17 protein-coding genes and 1 rRNA gene are annotated in these 16898 nt (G+C 70.1%); 2 read left to right on the top strand and 16 right to left on the bottom strand.

Annotated elements, in window-relative coordinates; translation table 11 throughout:
* Position 1 precedes the first annotated feature (1 nt).
* On the top strand, positions 2-592 hold the full coding sequence (locus G7043_RS33155) for an NINE protein (RefSeq protein ID WP_166052531.1): 591 nt from the start codon (positions 2-4) through the stop codon (positions 590-592).
* On the opposite strand, the gene G7043_RS33150 is transcribed toward G7043_RS33155, so the two are convergent.
* The 3 genes from G7043_RS33150 to G7043_RS33140 are packed head-to-tail and all read right to left on the bottom strand — an operon-like array spanning position 589 to position 3297.
* Positions 589-954 (bottom strand): DUF2752 domain-containing protein, encoded by a 366-nt coding sequence (locus G7043_RS33150; RefSeq protein WP_207312073.1) that lies wholly within the window; start codon positions 952-954, stop codon positions 589-591. The genes G7043_RS33155 and G7043_RS33150 overlap by 4 nt on opposite strands.
* A 43-nt stretch (positions 955-997) precedes the next feature.
* Complete coding sequence (locus G7043_RS33145) at positions 998-1618, bottom strand: NUDIX hydrolase (protein WP_313888193.1); 621 nt, start codon at positions 1616-1618, stop codon at positions 998-1000.
* Entirely contained in the window at positions 1615-3297 is a 1683-nt protein-coding gene (locus tag G7043_RS33140) for a CTP synthase (protein ID WP_390828655.1), read from the bottom strand. The genes G7043_RS33145 and G7043_RS33140 overlap by 4 nt, the downstream gene beginning before the upstream one ends.
* A 177-nt stretch (positions 3298-3474) precedes the next feature.
* On the opposite strand from G7043_RS33140, the gene G7043_RS33135 reads away from it, so the two are divergent.
* Entirely contained in the window at positions 3475-4149 is a 675-nt protein-coding gene (locus G7043_RS33135; protein ID WP_166052525.1) for an SMI1/KNR4 family protein, read from the top strand.
* On the opposite strand, the gene G7043_RS33130 is transcribed toward G7043_RS33135, so the two are convergent.
* From G7043_RS33130 to rrf, 13 genes are all read right to left on the bottom strand, one after another.
* Complete coding sequence (locus tag G7043_RS33130) at positions 4146-5084, bottom strand: copper transporter (RefSeq protein ID WP_166052523.1); 939 nt, start codon at positions 5082-5084, stop codon at positions 4146-4148. The two genes, G7043_RS33135 and G7043_RS33130, sit on opposite strands and share 4 nt — an antisense overlap.
* Complete coding sequence (gene steA, locus G7043_RS33125) at positions 5081-6265, bottom strand: putative cytokinetic ring protein SteA (RefSeq protein WP_166052521.1); 1185 nt, start codon at positions 6263-6265, stop codon at positions 5081-5083. Before steA ends, G7043_RS33130 begins: the two co-directional genes overlap by 4 nt.
* Positions 6266-6327: 62 nt before the next feature.
* On the bottom strand, positions 6328-6765 hold the full coding sequence (locus tag G7043_RS33120) for a hypothetical protein (RefSeq protein ID WP_166052519.1): 438 nt from the start codon (positions 6763-6765) through the stop codon (positions 6328-6330).
* Positions 6762-7193: a hypothetical protein gene (locus G7043_RS33115; protein WP_166052517.1), complete on the bottom strand. Its 432-nt coding sequence runs from the start codon at positions 7191-7193 to the stop codon at positions 6762-6764. Before G7043_RS33115 ends, G7043_RS33120 begins: the two co-directional genes overlap by 4 nt.
* Positions 7190-7798 (bottom strand): hypothetical protein, encoded by a 609-nt coding sequence (locus tag G7043_RS33110; protein WP_166052515.1) that lies wholly within the window; start codon positions 7796-7798, stop codon positions 7190-7192. The genes G7043_RS33115 and G7043_RS33110 overlap by 4 nt, the downstream gene beginning before the upstream one ends.
* Entirely contained in the window at positions 7791-8387 is a 597-nt protein-coding gene (locus tag G7043_RS33105; RefSeq protein WP_166052513.1) for a hypothetical protein, read from the bottom strand. The genes G7043_RS33110 and G7043_RS33105 overlap by 8 nt, the downstream gene beginning before the upstream one ends.
* An 894-nt stretch (positions 8388-9281) precedes the next feature.
* Complete coding sequence (gene recN / locus G7043_RS33100) at positions 9282-11063, bottom strand: DNA repair protein RecN (RefSeq protein ID WP_313888192.1); 1782 nt, start codon at positions 11061-11063, stop codon at positions 9282-9284.
* A 95-nt stretch (positions 11064-11158) separates the two neighbouring features.
* A complete protein-coding gene (locus G7043_RS33095; RefSeq protein ID WP_166052511.1) occupies positions 11159-12049 on the bottom strand; it encodes an NAD kinase in 891 nt (296 codons plus the stop codon).
* Positions 12046-12858 (bottom strand): TlyA family RNA methyltransferase, encoded by an 813-nt coding sequence (locus G7043_RS33090; protein WP_166052509.1) that lies wholly within the window; start codon positions 12856-12858, stop codon positions 12046-12048. Before G7043_RS33090 ends, G7043_RS33095 begins: the two co-directional genes overlap by 4 nt.
* Positions 12859-12864: 6 nt before the next feature.
* Positions 12865-13032, bottom strand: coding sequence for a hypothetical protein (locus tag G7043_RS33085; protein WP_166052501.1), 168 nt, complete (start codon positions 13030-13032; stop codon positions 12865-12867).
* A gap of 5 nt (positions 13033-13037) precedes the next feature.
* Positions 13038-13832 carry an HAD-IIA family hydrolase gene (locus tag G7043_RS33080; protein WP_166052507.1) on the bottom strand — a complete coding sequence of 265 codons (795 nt, stop codon included), beginning with the start codon at positions 13830-13832 and terminating at the stop codon, positions 13038-13040.
* Positions 13829-16531, bottom strand: a complete 2703-nt coding sequence (locus G7043_RS48725; protein ID WP_166052505.1) for a hypothetical protein — start codon at positions 16529-16531, stop codon at positions 13829-13831. Before G7043_RS48725 ends, G7043_RS33080 begins: the two co-directional genes overlap by 4 nt.
* Before the next feature lie 89 nt (positions 16532-16620).
* Positions 16621-16737 (bottom strand): 5S ribosomal RNA (gene rrf / locus G7043_RS33070).
* Positions 16738-16898: the final 161 nt, after the last annotated feature.

The raw sequence follows: 16898 nt of genomic DNA, 5'->3' as shown, positions 1-16898 counted from the left end.
CGTGTCAGACGCATTCGGGCCAGAACAGCAGCGCATCGGCAACCAGCAGCGCGAAGAGGCAATCACCGCGCTCAACGACCACTTCGCGCTGGCGCGGCTCGACATCTCCGAGTACCAGGAGCGGGTGAACCGCGCGTCCGGCGCGCAGACCTACGTCGAGCTGGCCGAGCTGTTCCGCGACCTGCCCCAGCCGCACCCGCCGTTCCTCGCGCCACCGTCGGTGCCGTTCGCCGCCGTGCCCCCGCCCCCGCCGGGCTTCCCGCCCCAGCCCACCCAGGCGTACTACCCGCCGCCCACCGGACCGCAGCCGCAGTACGCCCCGCCGCCTCCCGTCATGGGTTACGTAGCCGCCCCGTACGGATTCGACCCGATCACCGGCGTACCGCTGTCGGACAAGTCGAAGGTCGCCGCGGGCGTGCTCCAGTTGTTCCTGGGCGGCTTCGGCGTCGGCCGCTTCTACACCGGCCACGTCGGCATCGCCATCGCGCAGCTGCTGACGTGCGGCGGCTGCGGCATCTGGTCGTTGATCGACGGGATCATCCTGCTGGTCAGCGGCGGCACGGACGCCCAGGGCCGCAAGCTCCGCGACTAGATCCCGGCGAGATTTCGCCCAACACCCCATACCGCCGCCACGACGAGAACGGCGACACCGACCGACTTCGGCACGGATCGCCGTTCCCCAGTCCAGCGATCTTTGGTCCACCGCGCGAACAGCCACACGGCGAGTGGCACGCCAAGCACCAACAACACCGCGTTGTAGTGCCACGCCGCGACAACATCCCCGTGCAACAACGCGTGCACCATCCGCGTGGCCCCACACCCCGGGCAGTTCAGCCCTGTCAGCCAGTTGAACGGGCACTTCGGCAACAGGTTCCCGGGCTTGTTCGGATCCACGACCAGCAAAACCGCGGCCCCCGCAACCCCCGCCGCGAAAGTGATGAGGGGAGCTTTCATCAACCTCAGGTTTGGGAAAGCTCCCCTCATCAACATCACGTCCCTACTTCTTGCGCGCGGCGAAACGGGTGGGCTTGTCGCGGAAGGGGGCGTCGGACGGGCGCGGGGTGGCGCGTCCCTCCAGCACCTCGCGGGCCGCGAGCAGACCGGCCACCGCCGAGGCGTTCACGATCTCACCCGAGAACACCATCCGCACGGCCTCGTCGAGCGGGAAGCGGTGGATCTCCAGATCCGCCTCCTCCTCGCCCTGCACGTCACGGTCCACATCGGACAGATCGCGCGCCAGGAACACCCGCACGACCTCGTCGGTGAAACCGGGTGACGCGGCCGCGTCGACCAGCGTGTCCCAGCGCGCGGCGTCGAGCCCGACCTCCTCGGCCAGCTCACGGCGGGCACCGACGACCGGTTCCTCGCCGTCGTGGTCGAGCAACCCGGCCGGCAGCTCCCAGAGGTGCCTGCCCAGCGCGTGCCGGTACTGGTGGATCAGCACGACCTCACCGGAAGCGTCCACGGCCACGACCGCGACCGCGCCCATGTGCTCGACGATCTCGCGCTTGGCCGTGCCGCCACCGGGCATCTCGACGTCGTCGATCCGCAGCGCGACAACCCGTCCGACGTGCAGGTCCTCGCTGGAGACCGTGCGGAAGTCGTGCCTGGACGTCACTTCGCCGCTCCGGCGGTCAACGGGAGGCGGTCAGCCACCCGGTAGTCGATCGCGGCCTTCACGAACGCCGCGAACAGCGGGTGCGGCTTCGTGGGACGCGACTTGAGCTCCGGGTGCGCCTGCGTGGCCGCGTAGAACGGGTGCACGTCGGCCGGCAGCTCGACGAACTCGACCAGGCGCCCGTCCGGCGACACACCGGAGAACACCAGACCGGCCTCGGTGAGCTTGCCGCGGTAGGCGTTGTTGACCTCGTAACGGTGCCGGTGCCGCTCGGAGACCTCGGTGGACCCGTACGCGGAAGCGACCACCGACCCCGGCGTGAGCTTGGCGATGTACGCGCCGAGACGCATCGTGCCGCCCATGTCGCGCTGACCGGAGACGACGTCCTCCTGGTCGGCCATCGTGGAGATGACCGGCGAACCGCCCTCTTCGAACTCGCTGGAGTTCGCGTCCTCGATGCCCGCTAGGTTGCGCGCGGCCTCGATGACCATGCACTGCAGGCCGAGACACAGGCCCAGCGTCGGCACACCGCGCGTGCGGGTGTACTTCAGCGCGCCGATCTTGCCCTCGATGCCGCGCACACCGAAACCACCGGGGATCAGCACGGCGTCCATGGCGGACAACGCCCGTGCGGCGCCCTCAGGCGTCTGGCACTCGTCGGACGGCACCCACTTGATCTCGACCTTGGCGTGGTGCGCGAACCCGCCCGCACGCAGCGCCTCGGTGACCGACAGGTAGGCGTCCGGCAGGTCGACGTACTTGCCGACGAGCGCGATCTTCACCGTCTCGGTCGGGTTGTGCACGCGCTCCAGCAGGTCGCCCCACACCGTCCAGTCGACGTCGCGGAACGGCAGGTCGAGACGACGCACGACGTAGGCGTCGAGGCCCTCGGCGTGCAGCACCTTCGGGATGTCGTAGATCGACGGTGCGTCCACGGCCGCGACGACGGCGTCGGTGTCGACGTCGCACATCAGGCCGATCTTGCGCTTCAGCGCGTCCGGGATCTCCCGGTCCGCGCGGCACACGATCGCGTCGGGCTGGATGCCGATGTTGCGCAGTGCCGCGACGGAGTGCTGCGTCGGTTTGGTCTTCAGCTCACCGGACGGCGCCAGGTACGGCACGAGGCTGACGTGCAGGAAGAAGACGTTGTCGCGGCCGACGTCGTGCCGGACCTGGCGGCACGCCTCGAGGAACGGCAGCGACTCGATGTCGCCGACGGTGCCGCCGACCTCGGTGATGACCACGTCCGGGGTGACGCCGTCGGCGTCCGGCTCGGCCATCGCCCGGATGCGGCGCTTGATCTCGTCGGTGATGTGCGGGATGACCTGGACCGTGTCGCCCAGGTACTCACCGCGCCGCTCCTTGGCGATGACCTCGGAGTACACCTGGCCGGTCGTGACGTTCGCGTCGCCGCTCAGATCCCGCGCGAGGAACCGCTCGTAGTGGCCGATGTCGAGGTCCGTCTCCGCGCCGTCGTCGGTCACGAAGACCTCGCCGTGCTGGAACGGGTTCATCGTGCCGGGGTCCACGTTCAGGTACGGGTCGAGCTTCTGCATCGTTACCCGCAGGCCGCGCGAGGTGAGCAACTGGCCGAGGCTGGAGGCGGTGAGCCCCTTGCCCAGGGAGGAGGCGACGCCTCCCGTGACGAAGACGTGCTTGGTCGTACGTGCCTGCTGCACCAACGGGGCTCCCGTGAAAATCGTGGGGGTAAATCCCCCTATCCACGGGCCATAACGCTAACACGCCGCCGGTCACTCAGCGCACCACGACCCGGCAGATCACATCACCCGATCGGCGCAGTGAGGGGTTTCCCCGAACCTCCCCCAGCACGCGCCGAGATCAGGAATCGTTGTCACGTGACCTTTGACGTGGCTGGAAGCGTCGCCAGAGCCATGCACGACCGTTCCGCGGCGTGGCGATTCATCGAGGGTTTCCTGGCCGCGTGGACGGAGCCGATCGGGCCTGAGGACGGCTGGACCCGCCGGGAGCTCGCCGAGGCCGAGGACCGGCTCGGCGTCGGTCTCCCGGAGGCGTTGAAAGAGGCGCTGGCGTTGTTCGGCACACGGCCGGAGGTGACCAGCAACCACGACCGCCTGCTCGCGCCGGCCGAGCTGTGGCTGGACGGTGATGTCCTCGTCTTCCGCAGCGACCAGTGGATCGAGGCCTGGGGAGTACGGCTCGCCGGCGCCGATCCGGAAGTGCTGGTCAGGCACGACTCCCGGGACAAGCACCAGTACCCGTGGAACCCGTGGATGCCGCGCTTCTCGCTGGCGTGTGTGGAACTGGTGCTGTCCATGGCGGTGTTCGGCGACGGCGGCGAGACAGCGGACAGGGAGAGGAAAGACGCGGACCTCCCCCTGCTCGACGAGCACTTCACGCTCCTACCGCTGAACAGTCCTCTCAGCCGGTGGTTCGTCTCCGACGACGTGATCATCCGCGAGGACGACCGGGCGTGGCTGTGGGCCTGCGCCCGGACGCCGGAAGCGTTCGAACAGCTGGTGGAGCGATTCCCCGGCGCCTGGGAGCGCTAACCGGCGGTCCCGGGCGAGGACGCCTCCGCGTTGCCCGCCACGCCGTAACGACCGGAGCGGCCCTCCAGCTGTTCGCGCAGCGCCATCACCGACACGACCTGTCCGGCCGGGGTGTCGGAGTTGTCCACCGTGGACAGGATCGACGTCGCGTTGGTGTCCGCGCGGACCACGCCGATCGCGCCGGTGCCGTTCGCCGAGCCGTTCGCACCCGCCAGCACGACGCCCGCGCCGGCCCGGTCGAGCTGGGTGGCGAAGCGCGCGACGGTGGAGGCGCGGTCGGCGGCCGAGTCACCGATCGCGGCGCCGCCGGTCAGCACGATCGCGAGCTGCGCGGGCTTCATCGCGGAGGTCGCCTTCACGAAACCCGCGTTGGAGAGCCCGGCGAGGGCGGAGGCCGCCTCGTCCGGGGTGGACTGCGGCTGGTTGGTGGACGCGTTGAGCAGCAGCAACGTGCCGAACAGGCCACCAGCGCGGGTGCCGGGGTCGGCGGCCGTGGGCAGCTGTGAACCGGCGGGCTGCAGCCGTGCCACGAGGTCGCGGAGCTGGTCGCCGCGGGACGGGTCGGCGAACGCGTCGGTCAGCTGGATCTCGCCGGTGACGGTGGCGCCCGCGGACTTCAGCAGACCGCTCAGCGCGTCCCGATCGGACGGACGCGCGTCCGAGGTGGTCACCAGCACGACCGTGCGGTCGGTGAGCCGGTCCTTGACCGCGAGCGGGCCGACGGACGCGGCGAACTTGTCCGCCTCGGTCAGCTTGGCGTTCAACGCGTTGCGGTCGTTCTGCAGGTCGTTCACCTGCTGTGCCAACGAGTTCTTCTCGTCGCTCAACCCGGACAGCAGCCGGCCGCTGATCGCGGTCGACCCCAGCACGACCCCCACCGCCAGCGCGAGGAAGACCGCGGTGATCGAAACTATGTGGTATCGCAGCGTGATCACGAGAAGAACCCCTTGAACCAGTTGACGACGGATTGCCAGCCGTCGACCACGATGTCGACGTAGACGTGACCGACACCGGACACCGCGAGAGCCGCCGCCATGGCGACGATCGCGGCGGTCACCAGCAGGACGATCACGCCCAGCGAGACCCGGCTGCGGTGCAGGGTCGCGACGGCCTCCCCGTCGACGAGCTTGCTGCCGAGCTTCAACCGGGTGAGGAACGTGGAGGGGTTGGAACCGGAGTGCCCGCGGTCGAGGAACTCGCGCAGCGTCGCGCGCAGCCCCACCGTGACGACCAGGGACGCGCCGTGTGCTTCGGCGAGCAGCAACGCGAGGTCCTCCGCGTTGCCCGAGGCGGGGAACGTCACCGCGCCGATGCCGAGGTCCTGGATCCGTTGCAGGCCGGGCGCGTGGCCGTCGGTCTGCGCGGGCACGACCACTTCGGAGGCCGCGCGCAGTGACGCGGTGCCGATGCCGTCGGGGTCGCCGACGACGATGTCCGGCTTGAGCCCGGCGTCGTGCAGCGTGTCCGCGCCGGTGTCGACGCCGATCAGCACCGGCCGGTACTCGCGGATGTACTTGCGGAGCTTGCGGAGTTCCTCGGCGTGCGACGGTCCGCCCGCGACGACGAGCACCTGCCGGTCGCGCATCGGCACGTACACCTCGGGCACGCCGACGCCGTCGAGCACCAACGCGCGTTCGCGGCGCAGGAACTCGATGGTGTTGGCGGAGAAGGCTTCCAGCTGCGCCGACATGCCGGCCTTCGCCTCGATCATGGCGTCGGCGATGCTTTCGGCGTTCTGCTCGATCCCCTTGGCGAGCTCGCGTTCCCCGGCGTACACGACACCTTCGTGCAGCCGGATCTTGGTGCCTTCCTTGATCTCCCGCAGCGCGACGGCACCGACGTTGTCGATCAGCGGAATGCCCGCCTCGATCAGCAGTTCCGGGCCGAGGTTGGGAAAACGGCCGGAAATCGACGGCGACGCGTTCACGACGCCGACCACCTCGGCCGCGACAAGTGCTTCCGCGGTGCGCCGGTCGAGGTCGACGAGGTCGAAAACAGCGACGTCTCCGGGACTGACGCGCCGCACCAGGTCGCTCACGCGCCGATCAACCCGGGCGACGCCCGTGACACCGGGAAGTTCGTGGTTGGAGCGGCTCAGCAGCCCGGAAAGCTTCATGCGCCGATAGTGACCCACGGTGCGGGCGGGACAGGTGAGGCACGCCGGGCAATTCTCGCTGGTCAGTCGTCGGGGTGAACTGCTACGGCTCCAAACGCGAGAACCACCGCGGCGATCAGCACCCAGACTCCGTTGCCGAACCCGGCTTGCAGACCCGGATCGATGGCGATGTTGCCCGCTTTGTGGAAGCTGATCGCGTTCAGCAAATACACGAACAGCATTCCGGTGACTCCGGCGAGTGCCGCTGCTCCGGCAAATGCGACTTTCCGCCACCGGACACCGGTGAGGATCGCCGCCGCGGCCACCACGGCCGGGATGCCGAACAACGGGCCGTGTTCGTCTTTGGTGCCACCGAAGTGCGTGGCCCAGCCGGTGGTGACGTAGGCGGTCTGCGGCTGGTCCGGGGTGAGGCGGATCAGCAGTTCCGAGAGCGGCAGGAACGTCGCTGCCACCGCTGCTGCGGCGGCGGCCACCAGAAGTGCCGTGCTGAGGAGCTTCACGCTGCCTCCCGTTGCACCGAGATGGCCCCGACCAGAGCTGTCAGCGTGCCGATCACGAGGAACACGAGCCCGAAGCCGAGCGCGAAGTCACCCTGCTGCTCGATCGCGTGACCGCGGTCCGACACGACGAGCGCGGCGGTGATGCCCAGTGCGCCCAGTTGTGCCGCCGCTCCGGCCAGCGCGGCCCGGTTGACCCAGATGCCGGCGACCAACAGCGCGGCTGTGACGGCGACGGGGAGGCCGTACCAGGGCGACAGGTCACCCGCCGGCCAGTCGCCGGGCTTGTTGACGACCTCGGTGCCCCACGCCCGGACCACGACCTCGACCCCGCCGGCGTACGCGGTCGAGTACCACGGCAACACCATCGCCGTCGCGGTCAGCACCACGCCGGCCGCGATCAGCGCCACCGCCGTCGGTCTTCCGATCACCGCGTCTCCTGCTGCTCTTCGCCGATGATGGCGATGCCGAAGGGAGGCGTGTCGTCGTCATCGTCGAGCTGGTGCACGACCACGGCCTCCTCGTCCACTTCCTCTTCGGTTTCTTCGGGCTGCTGCCCGCGCTGGGCCAGCGCGGCACCGACCAGTCCGACGAGCGCGGCCGCCACCAGCAGGTAGGTGCCGCCGAGGATGCTCAGCTCCGGCTTCTCCTCTTCTGCCACGGGCCAGGAGAGAATGGCCGCCTTCTCGCGCCGCACCTGAAGCACGTACAGCAACACCATGCCTGCCAGCGCACCGGCGGCCCCCATCGCCACGGGCGCCGCGAACGACGTCCGCCGCCTCATCAGGAACACCGCGGCGACCACCATCAGCACGGCGGTGATGATCACCGGAAACCCGGCGGCGTTGTACAACTCCTGCGGCAGGCCGACCGGCGGATCCGCCGTCACGATCCACAAGTTGGTGCTCAGCACTTGCTCGCCAGAACCGCCGTATCCGGGGTACGAGGTTCGGTACGTGTCCTCGAAACTCCCGACAGCCGCCAGCCCCGCCGCCACCACCAGCAGGATCGGCGCGATCCTCCGACGATCAATCACTCTTCTGCTCTTTCGGCTCCACCGGCTCGACGATCACTGGAAAGCCGTACGGCGGCGTCTCACTGTCGTCCGCCTCGACCTGGTGGATCACCGCACCGTCCCCCTCGGGCTCGACGACCCGCTTCGGCAACTCCTGGTGCAACACCGCCGACACGACGGCCACCCCGGCCGCCACGACCAGCAGGGTGATGCCTTCCCCCTGCTCCACGTCGAACGGTACCGGCGCCCCGAGGTCGGCGACCTTCTTCACGATCCCCTGCACGGACGTGACCGCGGACCACGCCACCCCGGCCAGCAACCCGGCCCCGAGCAACGACCCGACCCTCGCCGCGGGCATCCGGAACGCCAGCACCGCCGACAACGCCATGACCAGCGCCGCCCCCACCGCGCCCTCGCCGTACTCGATCGGCCCGAGCAGCAACGCCCCGCGGAAGTCGTCCCGCTCCACCAGCCAGGACGTGGCCTCGAACCGCAACGTCCGCCCCTGCAACTCGACCTGCACGGCGTAGGCGGCGAGGAACGACGCCGCGACTGCCAAGCCGGCCGCGACGAACACCAGCACCGCCCCGAGCACCCGGCGCGTGGTCACAGATCCGGTCCACCTTCCACCGCACCACCGTGTGCGTCCGCTGACCGGTACTCGGTCACGTTCCCATCATGCCGAACGCCGGAGCTGACGGCGGTGCGGGAAACGCGACAGAGTCCCGTCAGGCCATCCGCCTGGCTGCCGATGGCGTGTGCAAGTACCACCAACCCAACATCAACAAGCACCTTGCTACTACCAACTGACCTCGTCGATCCCGCCGTCCTACCGCGCCCGACTCAGCCATGTTCGGCAACTGCCGAACATGTTGGGTGTAGTTGGCGGCGATTTGATCAAGAGTTGGTAGTACTTGCAGACGGCCCACCAGCAGAAACGACTTCGCCGGAGCCCTGACGGGTCGCCCCTAAAAGACATGACGAACGACGTGGTCCGCACTCTCTGCGAACCCAACCTCGCCCACACAGGCCCGCTCGGGCGCCAGCGCTCAAACCCGCGGGGGCCTGAGGACGTCCCCATTCGGCACCACAAACGACGTGATCCGCACCCTCCACGGAGGTCGTTCGGGCGCCCAGCGCCACACCCGCGAAGGCCTGGGACGTCCCCATTCGGCACCACGAACGACGTGATCCGCACCCTCCGCGAAGGTCGTTCGGGCGCCCAGCGCCACACCCGCGAAGGCCTGGGACGTCCCCATTCGGCACCACGAACGACGTGATCCGCACCCTCCACGGAGGTCGTTCGGGCGCCAGCGCCCGAACCGGCGGGGGTCTGGGGGTCGCCCCCCAGAAGACACGACGAGCGACGCGGTCCGCGCTTTCCGCGGACATACCTCACCCGAGCGAGCGACGCGGTCCGCGCTTTCCGCGGACATACCTCACCCGAGCGAGCGACGCGGTCCGCGCTTTCCGCGGACACACCTCACCCGAGCGAGCCCCCCTCTCAGGCCTTCTTCTTGCGGCGCCGCACCACCGGCGTCGCCGACTTGTCCGCCTTGGCCGCCGCCAGCAGTTCCTCGGCGTGCGCGCGGCCCGTGTCGGTCGAGTCCATGCCGGCGAGCATGCGGGCCAGCTCGACCACCCGCTGCGTCTCGTCCAGCTTGCGCACCGCGGATCGCGTGAACGTGCCGTCGGCGGACTTGTCCACCACGAGGTGCCGGTCGGCGAACGCCGCCACCTGCGGCAGGTGGGTCACCACGATGACCTGGTGCGAGCGGGCCAGCCGGGCCAGGCGGCGGCCGACCTCGACCGCGGCACGGCCACCGACGCCCGCGTCGACCTCGTCGAACACCAGCGTCGGCACCGGGTCGGAGTGCGACAGCACGACTTCCAGCGCCAGCATCACGCGCGACAGCTCGCCGCCGGACGCGCCCTTGTGCACCGGCAGCGCGGGTGCGCCTGGGTGCGAGATGAGGCGCAGCTCCACGTCGTCGACGCCCGAGGAGCCCGCGTGCAGGATCGACCGGCCCACCGGCAGCGCCTGCGCGTCACCGGATTCGGCGTGGCGGGGCCGGACGACCAGCTCGACCGACGCATGCGGCATGGCGAGACCGTCGAGTTCCTCGGTGACGGCCTTGCCCAGTTCCAGAGCGGCCTCGACGCGCGCGGCCGTGACCTGCTCGGCGAGCGCGGCCAGTTCCACGGCCAGTTCGTCGCGGCGGGTGGCGAGCGCGCTCAACGCCTCCTCGGACGTGTCCAGCCCGTCGAGGCGAGCACGTGCGTCGGTGGCCCACGCGATGACGCCGTCGACGTCCGCCGCGTACTTGCGGGTCAGGCCCTTCAGGTCGGCCTGGCGTCGCAGCACTTCCTCGAGCCGGCCGGGGTCGGCTTCGAGGTGGTCGAGGTAGCCGGAGATCTCGGCGCCGACGTCGGCCAGCAGCGTCGCCGCTTCGACGAGCCGCGGTTCCATCTCGCGCAGCTTCGGGTCCTCGGAGGTGGACAGGCGGCGGGCGGCCTCGGAGATCAGGCCGAGCGCGCCGGGGTTGTCCGGGTCGCCCTCCAGCGAGCCGCTCACCGCGTACTGCGCGCCCTGGGCGGCTTCGCGGAGCTGGTCGGCGTCGGCGAGACGGCGGGCCTCGTCGTGCAGTTCGACGTCCTCGCCCGGCAACGGGGCGACGGCGTCGATCTCGGACAGACCGTGCCGCAGCAGGTCGGCCTCACGGGCGAGCTCACGGGAGCGCTCGGTGCGTTCCTTGAGCTCGGTCGACACGCGCAGCCACTCCTCGCGGACGGCCTGGTACGCGCGCAACGGCTCGCCCACGTCGTCGCCCGCGAAGCGGTCCAGCACGCCGCGCTGCTCGGTCGGGCGCATGAGCCGCAGCTGGTCGTTCTGACCGTGCACGGCGATCAGCTGCTCCGCCAGTTCGGACAGCACACCGACCGGCACGGAGCGACCGCCGACGTGCGCGCGGGAGCGGCCGTCGGAGCCGACGGTGCGGATCGCGATCAGCGAACCGTCCTCGTCCGCCTCGCCGCCGACCTCCTCCGCCACCTTCGCGGCAGGGCTGCCCGCCGGAGCCTGGAAGCGGCCTTCCACCACCGCTTTGTCGGCACCGGTGCGCACCCGGGACGCCTCCGCCCGGCCACCGCCGAGCAGGTGCAACCCGGTCACGACCATGGTCTTGCCCGCGCCCGTCTCACCAGTCACGACGGTGAATCCGGGGTCGAGTTCGAGAGTGGCCTCGTCAATCACGCCAAGGCCATTGATGCGCATCTCGGCCAGCACAGGGCGAACCTTACTTGTCGGGTCCGACATTTCCGGATTGGGCCTTGCTCTGGGGGCACCGTAACGAGCGAGTGCCGCTGCGCCGAGCGGCGCGGTCAGCCTGCCGATGGTCCCCGCCAGCCCTTCACCGGCAGGTCGAACTTCTCGACCAGCCGGTCCGTGAACGGAGCCTTGCGCAGCCGCACGACCTTGAGCGGCACCGCGCCCTCCACGATCTCGATCCGCGCGCCCGCGGGCAGCTCGAACGTGCGCCGCCCGTCCGCGGACAGCGCCGCCGGATGCCCGGTCGACTCGATCTCGAACGCCACGTGCGACTTCGGCGAGACGACCAGCGGCCGGGCGAACAGCGCGTGCGCGTTGCTCGGCACCACCAGGATCGCCTGCACGTCCGGCCACACGACCGGTCCGCCCGCGGAGAACGCGTACGCCGTCGAGCCCGTCGGCGTCGCACACAGCACGCCGTCGCAGCCGAACGCCGACACCGGCCGGCCGTCCACCTCGACGACGACCTCGAGAATGCGTTCGCGGATCAGCTTCTCGACGCTGATCTCGTTGAGCGCCCACGTCTTCACGACGACCTCGCCGCCGACCTTCGCGACGAGGTCGAGCGTCATCCGCTCTTCCACGAAGTAGTCGCGCTCCAGCACGTGGCCGACCGCCTCGTGCAACGCGTCCGAGTCGGCCTCGGCGAGGAACCCGACGCGACCCAGGTTGACGCCCAGCACCGGAACCCGCGCGGGGCGGGCGAGTTCGGCGCCGCGCAACAACGTGCCGTCACCGCCCAGCACCAGGACGAGCTCGGTGCCCTCGGCCGCGTGGTCGTCGGCAGGCACGACCTTGGTGCAGCACGACGGGCCGAGGTCACGCGCCTCGTCGTCCAGCACCCTCGTCGTGACACCACCGACCGCGAGACGGCCGGCGACCTGACGGGCGAGATCGATGTTGCTCTGGTGACCGGTGTGGACGACCAGCAGGACTTCCCTCATTGGGGCCCTTCTTCGACGGCGGTGCGCACCATCGCTGCGACTGCGTCCGATCCTTGTGGGTACGGGTTCGCATGGCGCAGCCAGAGGAAGTACTCGACATTTCCGGACGGGCCGGGCAGCGGGCTCGCGACGACGCCGTGCACGGCCAGACCCAGTTCGGCTGCTGCCTCGGTCACTTCGAGGACGGCGGCAACGCGCAGCTCCGGGTCGCGTACGACGCCACCGGAGCCCAGACGTTGTTTGCCGACCTCGAACTGCGGCTTGACCATCGGCAGCAGGTCGCCTTCCTCGTCGAGGCACGCGGCCAGTGCGGGAAGCACAAGCCTCAACGAGATAAACGAAAGATCCGCTACGACGAGTTCAACTTTCCCGCCGATGTCCTCCGGCGTGAGGGTGCGGACGTTGGTCTTGTCCTTCACCACGACCCGGTCGTCGGTCTGCAGCTTCCAGTCGAGCAACCCGCGTCCGACGTCGGCGGCGACGACCTGGCGCGCGCCGTGACGCAGCAGCACGTCGGTGAAACCGCCGGTGGACGCGCCCGCGTCCAGGCAGCGCCGGCCGCTGGGATCGATCTTGAACCCTTCGAGCGCGCCGATCAGCTTGTGCGCCCCGCGCGACGCCCAGTTCGGGTCGTTGGCGAGGTCCTTGACGACGACCGCGTCGGAGGTCTCCACGGCGGTCGCGGGCTTGGTCGCGACGGTGCCGCGCACCGTGACGCGTCCGTCCGCGACGAGTTGGCTGGCGTGCTCACGGGACTTGGCGAGCCCCCTGCGCACGAGTTCGGCGTCGAGCCGCACCCTGCGAGGCACTGTGCATCACACCTTGTCGATGCTCGACAGTGCTTCGGTGAGCGTCGCGTGCACGGCGTCGAACCGCGCCACGTGCTCGGCGAGGGGAACGTTCTCGAGCCCGTCGAGCCTCTCCAGCGCGCCGTCGATGGCGTCGGCCGGGTTGGGAGGAGGTCCGGGCAGGGGGTAGCTCACTCGTATCACGGTAGCCGATGGAGTACCGACAGGTCGGCGCCGACATACGTGGGCTTTTGCTCATCCGGAAGCGCTTGCGCCTCCGCCGCGGTCGACACACCCGTGAGCACGAGCAGCGAGTCCATGCCCGCGTTGACCGCGCCCAGGATGTCCGTGTCGAGCCGGTCGCCGATCACCAGCGGACGGTTCGCCTGGAGGTCCTTCGCCGCCTGCTGCAGCAGCGGGGTGGCGGGCTTGCCGGCGACGAGCGGCTCGGCGTCGGTCGCGGCCTTGAGAGCCGCGACGAACGAGCCGTTGCCGGGCAGCAGACCGCGCTCGGTGGGCAGGGTGACGTCGACGTTGCACGCCACCCACAGCGCACCGTTGCGGATCGCGACGGCGGCCTCGGCCAGCTGACGCCAGCCGAGGTCCATGCTCAGGCCCTGCAGCACCGCCACCGCGCCGTCGGCGGTGTCGGTGGGGATGAGTCCGCGCTTGAGCACCTCGGCTTCGAGAGCCTTGGTGCCGAGCACGAGCACGGTGGAGCGCTTCGGCAGGCGTTCGGCGAGCATGGCCGCGCCTGCCTGCGCGGAGGTGCTCACCTCGTCGATGCTCGTGTCGAACCCGAGCTCGACGAGGTGATCCGCGACCGCCTGCGGTGAACGAGACGCGTTGTTGGTGACGTACCGGATTCCGAGGCCTTTTGCTCTGGCTTTCGCGATCTCCTCCGCGGCGCCGGGCACGACCTCTTTGCCGCGGTAGACGGTGCCGTCGAGATCGATCAGCAACGCGTCGTACCGGTCGACCAACGTCTCGCTCACTGCTGTCCGATCTCCTCGGGGACGGTCTCCTCGTGGGTCAGCTCGAACGCGCGCTCGGCGGCGTCCGTCTCCCCTTCGTCGTCAGCCTCGGCGGCGTTGAGGAACCACTTGACCGCTTCCTCGATGCGACCGGCCGCGGCCAGGTTGTCGGCGTAAGCGTAGAAGAGCCGTGCGGAGTAGGGAGTGCGCTGCCCCGGATCGAGGTCCGGTCCCTGCAGCGCCACCACGGCCGCCTCGAACTGGCCCATGTCCCGGCGAGCACCGGCCGCGACGATCCGCAGCTCGATCTCGTCCTCCTGGCTGAGGTCCTTGGCGGACGGGTCCTTGGCCAGGTCGATCGCCCGCTCCGGCCGCCCGAGCGCACGCTCGCAGTCGGCCATGATCGCGAGGTGGCCCGGCCCGGGCATCATCCGGCGCGCGGCCCGCAGCTCGCTGAGAGCCTCGGCCCACTCGTCCGCGAAGTACGCGGTCAGCCCGGCCGCTTCCCGGACCACACCGACCCGCGCCGCCTTGCTGCGCGCGTACCGGGCGTGCTCCAGAGCCAGCTCCGGCTCCTCGTCGATCAGCAGCCCGGCCGCGGCCAGGTGCCGTCCGACGATCTCCGCGAGCCCCTTGGGCAGGCTGCGCAGCTCGGCCTTGATCTCCGGGTCGAGCAGCGACAGGTCGGCCTCTTCGGGCAGCTCGGGGCGTCCGCCACGGGGCGCGGGGGCCTCGTCGCGGTCCTCGCGCTCGCCGCGGTCTTCCCGCTCGCTGCGGTCGCCGTCGCCACGGGCGTCGGCAGCGCGGTCCTGGGAGTCGCGGTCGCCGGAATCGCGGCCGGCAGCATCGCTGTCGGTGGCGTCACGGTCGGTGGCGTCACGGTCGGCTGCCTGAGCGCCGCGGTCGGCGTCAGTGTCGGCGTCGCGGTCGGCGCTCACGACATCGTCATCGGAGTCGACGTCCGCGTCGCGCTCGCCGGCCTCGGCCGCACGGTCATCGGCCGTCGTGGTCTCGCCGGCCTGAACTGCGTCAGTGGAGTCGGCATCTTCGTCGCCGGAGTCGGTCACGGCCTGCTCGCGGCCGGCGGCGGCACGCGTGGCCGCGGCGCCGTCGCCCAGGCGGTAACCGGCGCGCTCGTCGGCCTCGGTCACACCCGACGTGTTCTCGGTGCCCTCGGCGTCGGCGCCACCCTGCTCGGCGACCCGCTCCTGGAACCGCGCCGCACGCTCGCGGCTGCGCTCGTCACGACGGTCATCGCGCTGGTCACCACCGCGATCGTCCTTGCGGTACGCACCGCGGTCACCCGACCGGTCGTCCTTGCGGTAGCCACCCCGGTCGCTGGAACCCTCGCGACGCTGGTACCCGCCACGGTCACCGGAACCCTCGCCGCGGTAGCCACCGCGGTCGTCCCGACGGTCGCCACCCCGGTAGCCGCCGCGGTCACCCGAGCGGTCGTCCTTGCGGTACCCGCCACGGTCGCTGGAACCTTCGCGGCGCTGGTAGCCGCCACGGTCGCCCGAGCCGCCACGGTCATCGCGCGGCTTGAAGTCACGACGCTCGCCGGAGCGCTCGCCGCGGTACCCACCACGGTCACCCGACCGGTCGTCCTTGCGGTAGCCACCACGGTCACCGGAGCTCTCGCCACCGCGATATCCACCGCGGTCGCTGGAACCTTCGCGGCGCTGGTAGCCGCCACGGTCGCCCGAGCCGCCACGGTCATCGCGCGGCTTGAAGTCACGACGCTCACCCGAACGCTCGCCGCGGTACCCACCACGGTCGCCCGAGCCCTCGCGACGCTGGTAGCCACCACGATCGCCAGAGCTCTCGCCACCGCGGTACCCACCACGGTCACTCGAACCTTCACGACGCTGGTAGCCACCGCGATCGCCGGAACCCTCGCCACCGCGATATCCACCACGATCGCTGGAACCCTCGCGACGTTGGTAGCCGCCACGGTCGCCCGAGCCGCCACGGTCATCACGCGGCTTGAAGTCACGACGCTCACCGGAGCGCTCACCGCGGTACGCACCACGGTCGCCCGACCGGTCGTCCTTGCGGTAACCACCACGGTCGCCAGAGCTCTCGCCACCGCGGTAACCACCACGGTCGCTGGAACCCTCACGGCGCTGGTAGCCGCCACGGTCACCGGAACCCTCGCCACCGCGGTAACCACCACGATCGCTGGAACCCTCACGACGCTGGTAGCCGCCACGGTCGCTGGAGCCCTGGTCGCGGTAGCCACCGCGATCGCCGGAACCTTCACTGCGAGAACCGCCGCGGTCTTCGCGGGGCTTGAAGTCACGACGCTCACCCGAGCGCTCGCCGCGGAAACCGCCGCGATCGCCGGACCGGTCGTCCTTGCGGTAGCTGCTGCGGTCGCTGGAACCCTGGCCGCGGTAGCCGCCTTCGCGACGGTCGCCGGAGCCGGAACGGTCGTTGCCCCGGTAGCCGCCGCGGTCGCTCGAACCGCTCCGGTCGCTGCGGTAGCCGCCTCGGTCGTCTCGACGGTCCCCGCTGCGGTTGCGGTCGCCGGAGCCCTCACCACGCTGGTAGCCACCGCGGTCTTCGCGCGGCTTGGAGTCGCGGCCGGCGCCGGCGCGATCATCACGCTTGTTGTTGCTGAACTTGCGATCGCCTGTCGATCGGCCACCGTCGGAATGGCGCGGTCGGTCTCCCTGGCCACGCTGACGGTCGCCGGGACGATCCCCGAACCTGGACACCAAATCCTCCTATGGACACGCTGAAAGGGGCCTGTGAGCGAAGCACTGTAGTTGTGCCCCGCGATCACAAGCCCCTTCAGGGAAGTAAAGTTCGGCGGCGACCTACTCTCCCACACCGTAACCAGTGCAGTACCATCGGCGCAGAAGGGCTTAACTACCGGGTTCGGAATGGGACCGGGTGTTTCCCCAACGCTATAACCACCGAAACACTATGAAATTACAACCTGAACCCCGATCCAGCGGGGGTTCGATCGGTCCTGGTTGTTCTTCCAGAACCGCACAGTGGATGCGTAGCGTCTTTGTAACAAGTCCTCGGCCTATTAGTACCAGTCAGCTCCAACCGTTACCGGTCTTCCACCTCTGGCCT

This window comes from Lentzea alba (assembly GCF_011067745.1).
GTDB classification, from domain to species: domain Bacteria; phylum Actinomycetota; class Actinomycetes; order Mycobacteriales; family Pseudonocardiaceae; genus Lentzea; species Lentzea alba.
This window is presented reverse-complemented; position numbering and strand designations above follow the sequence as displayed.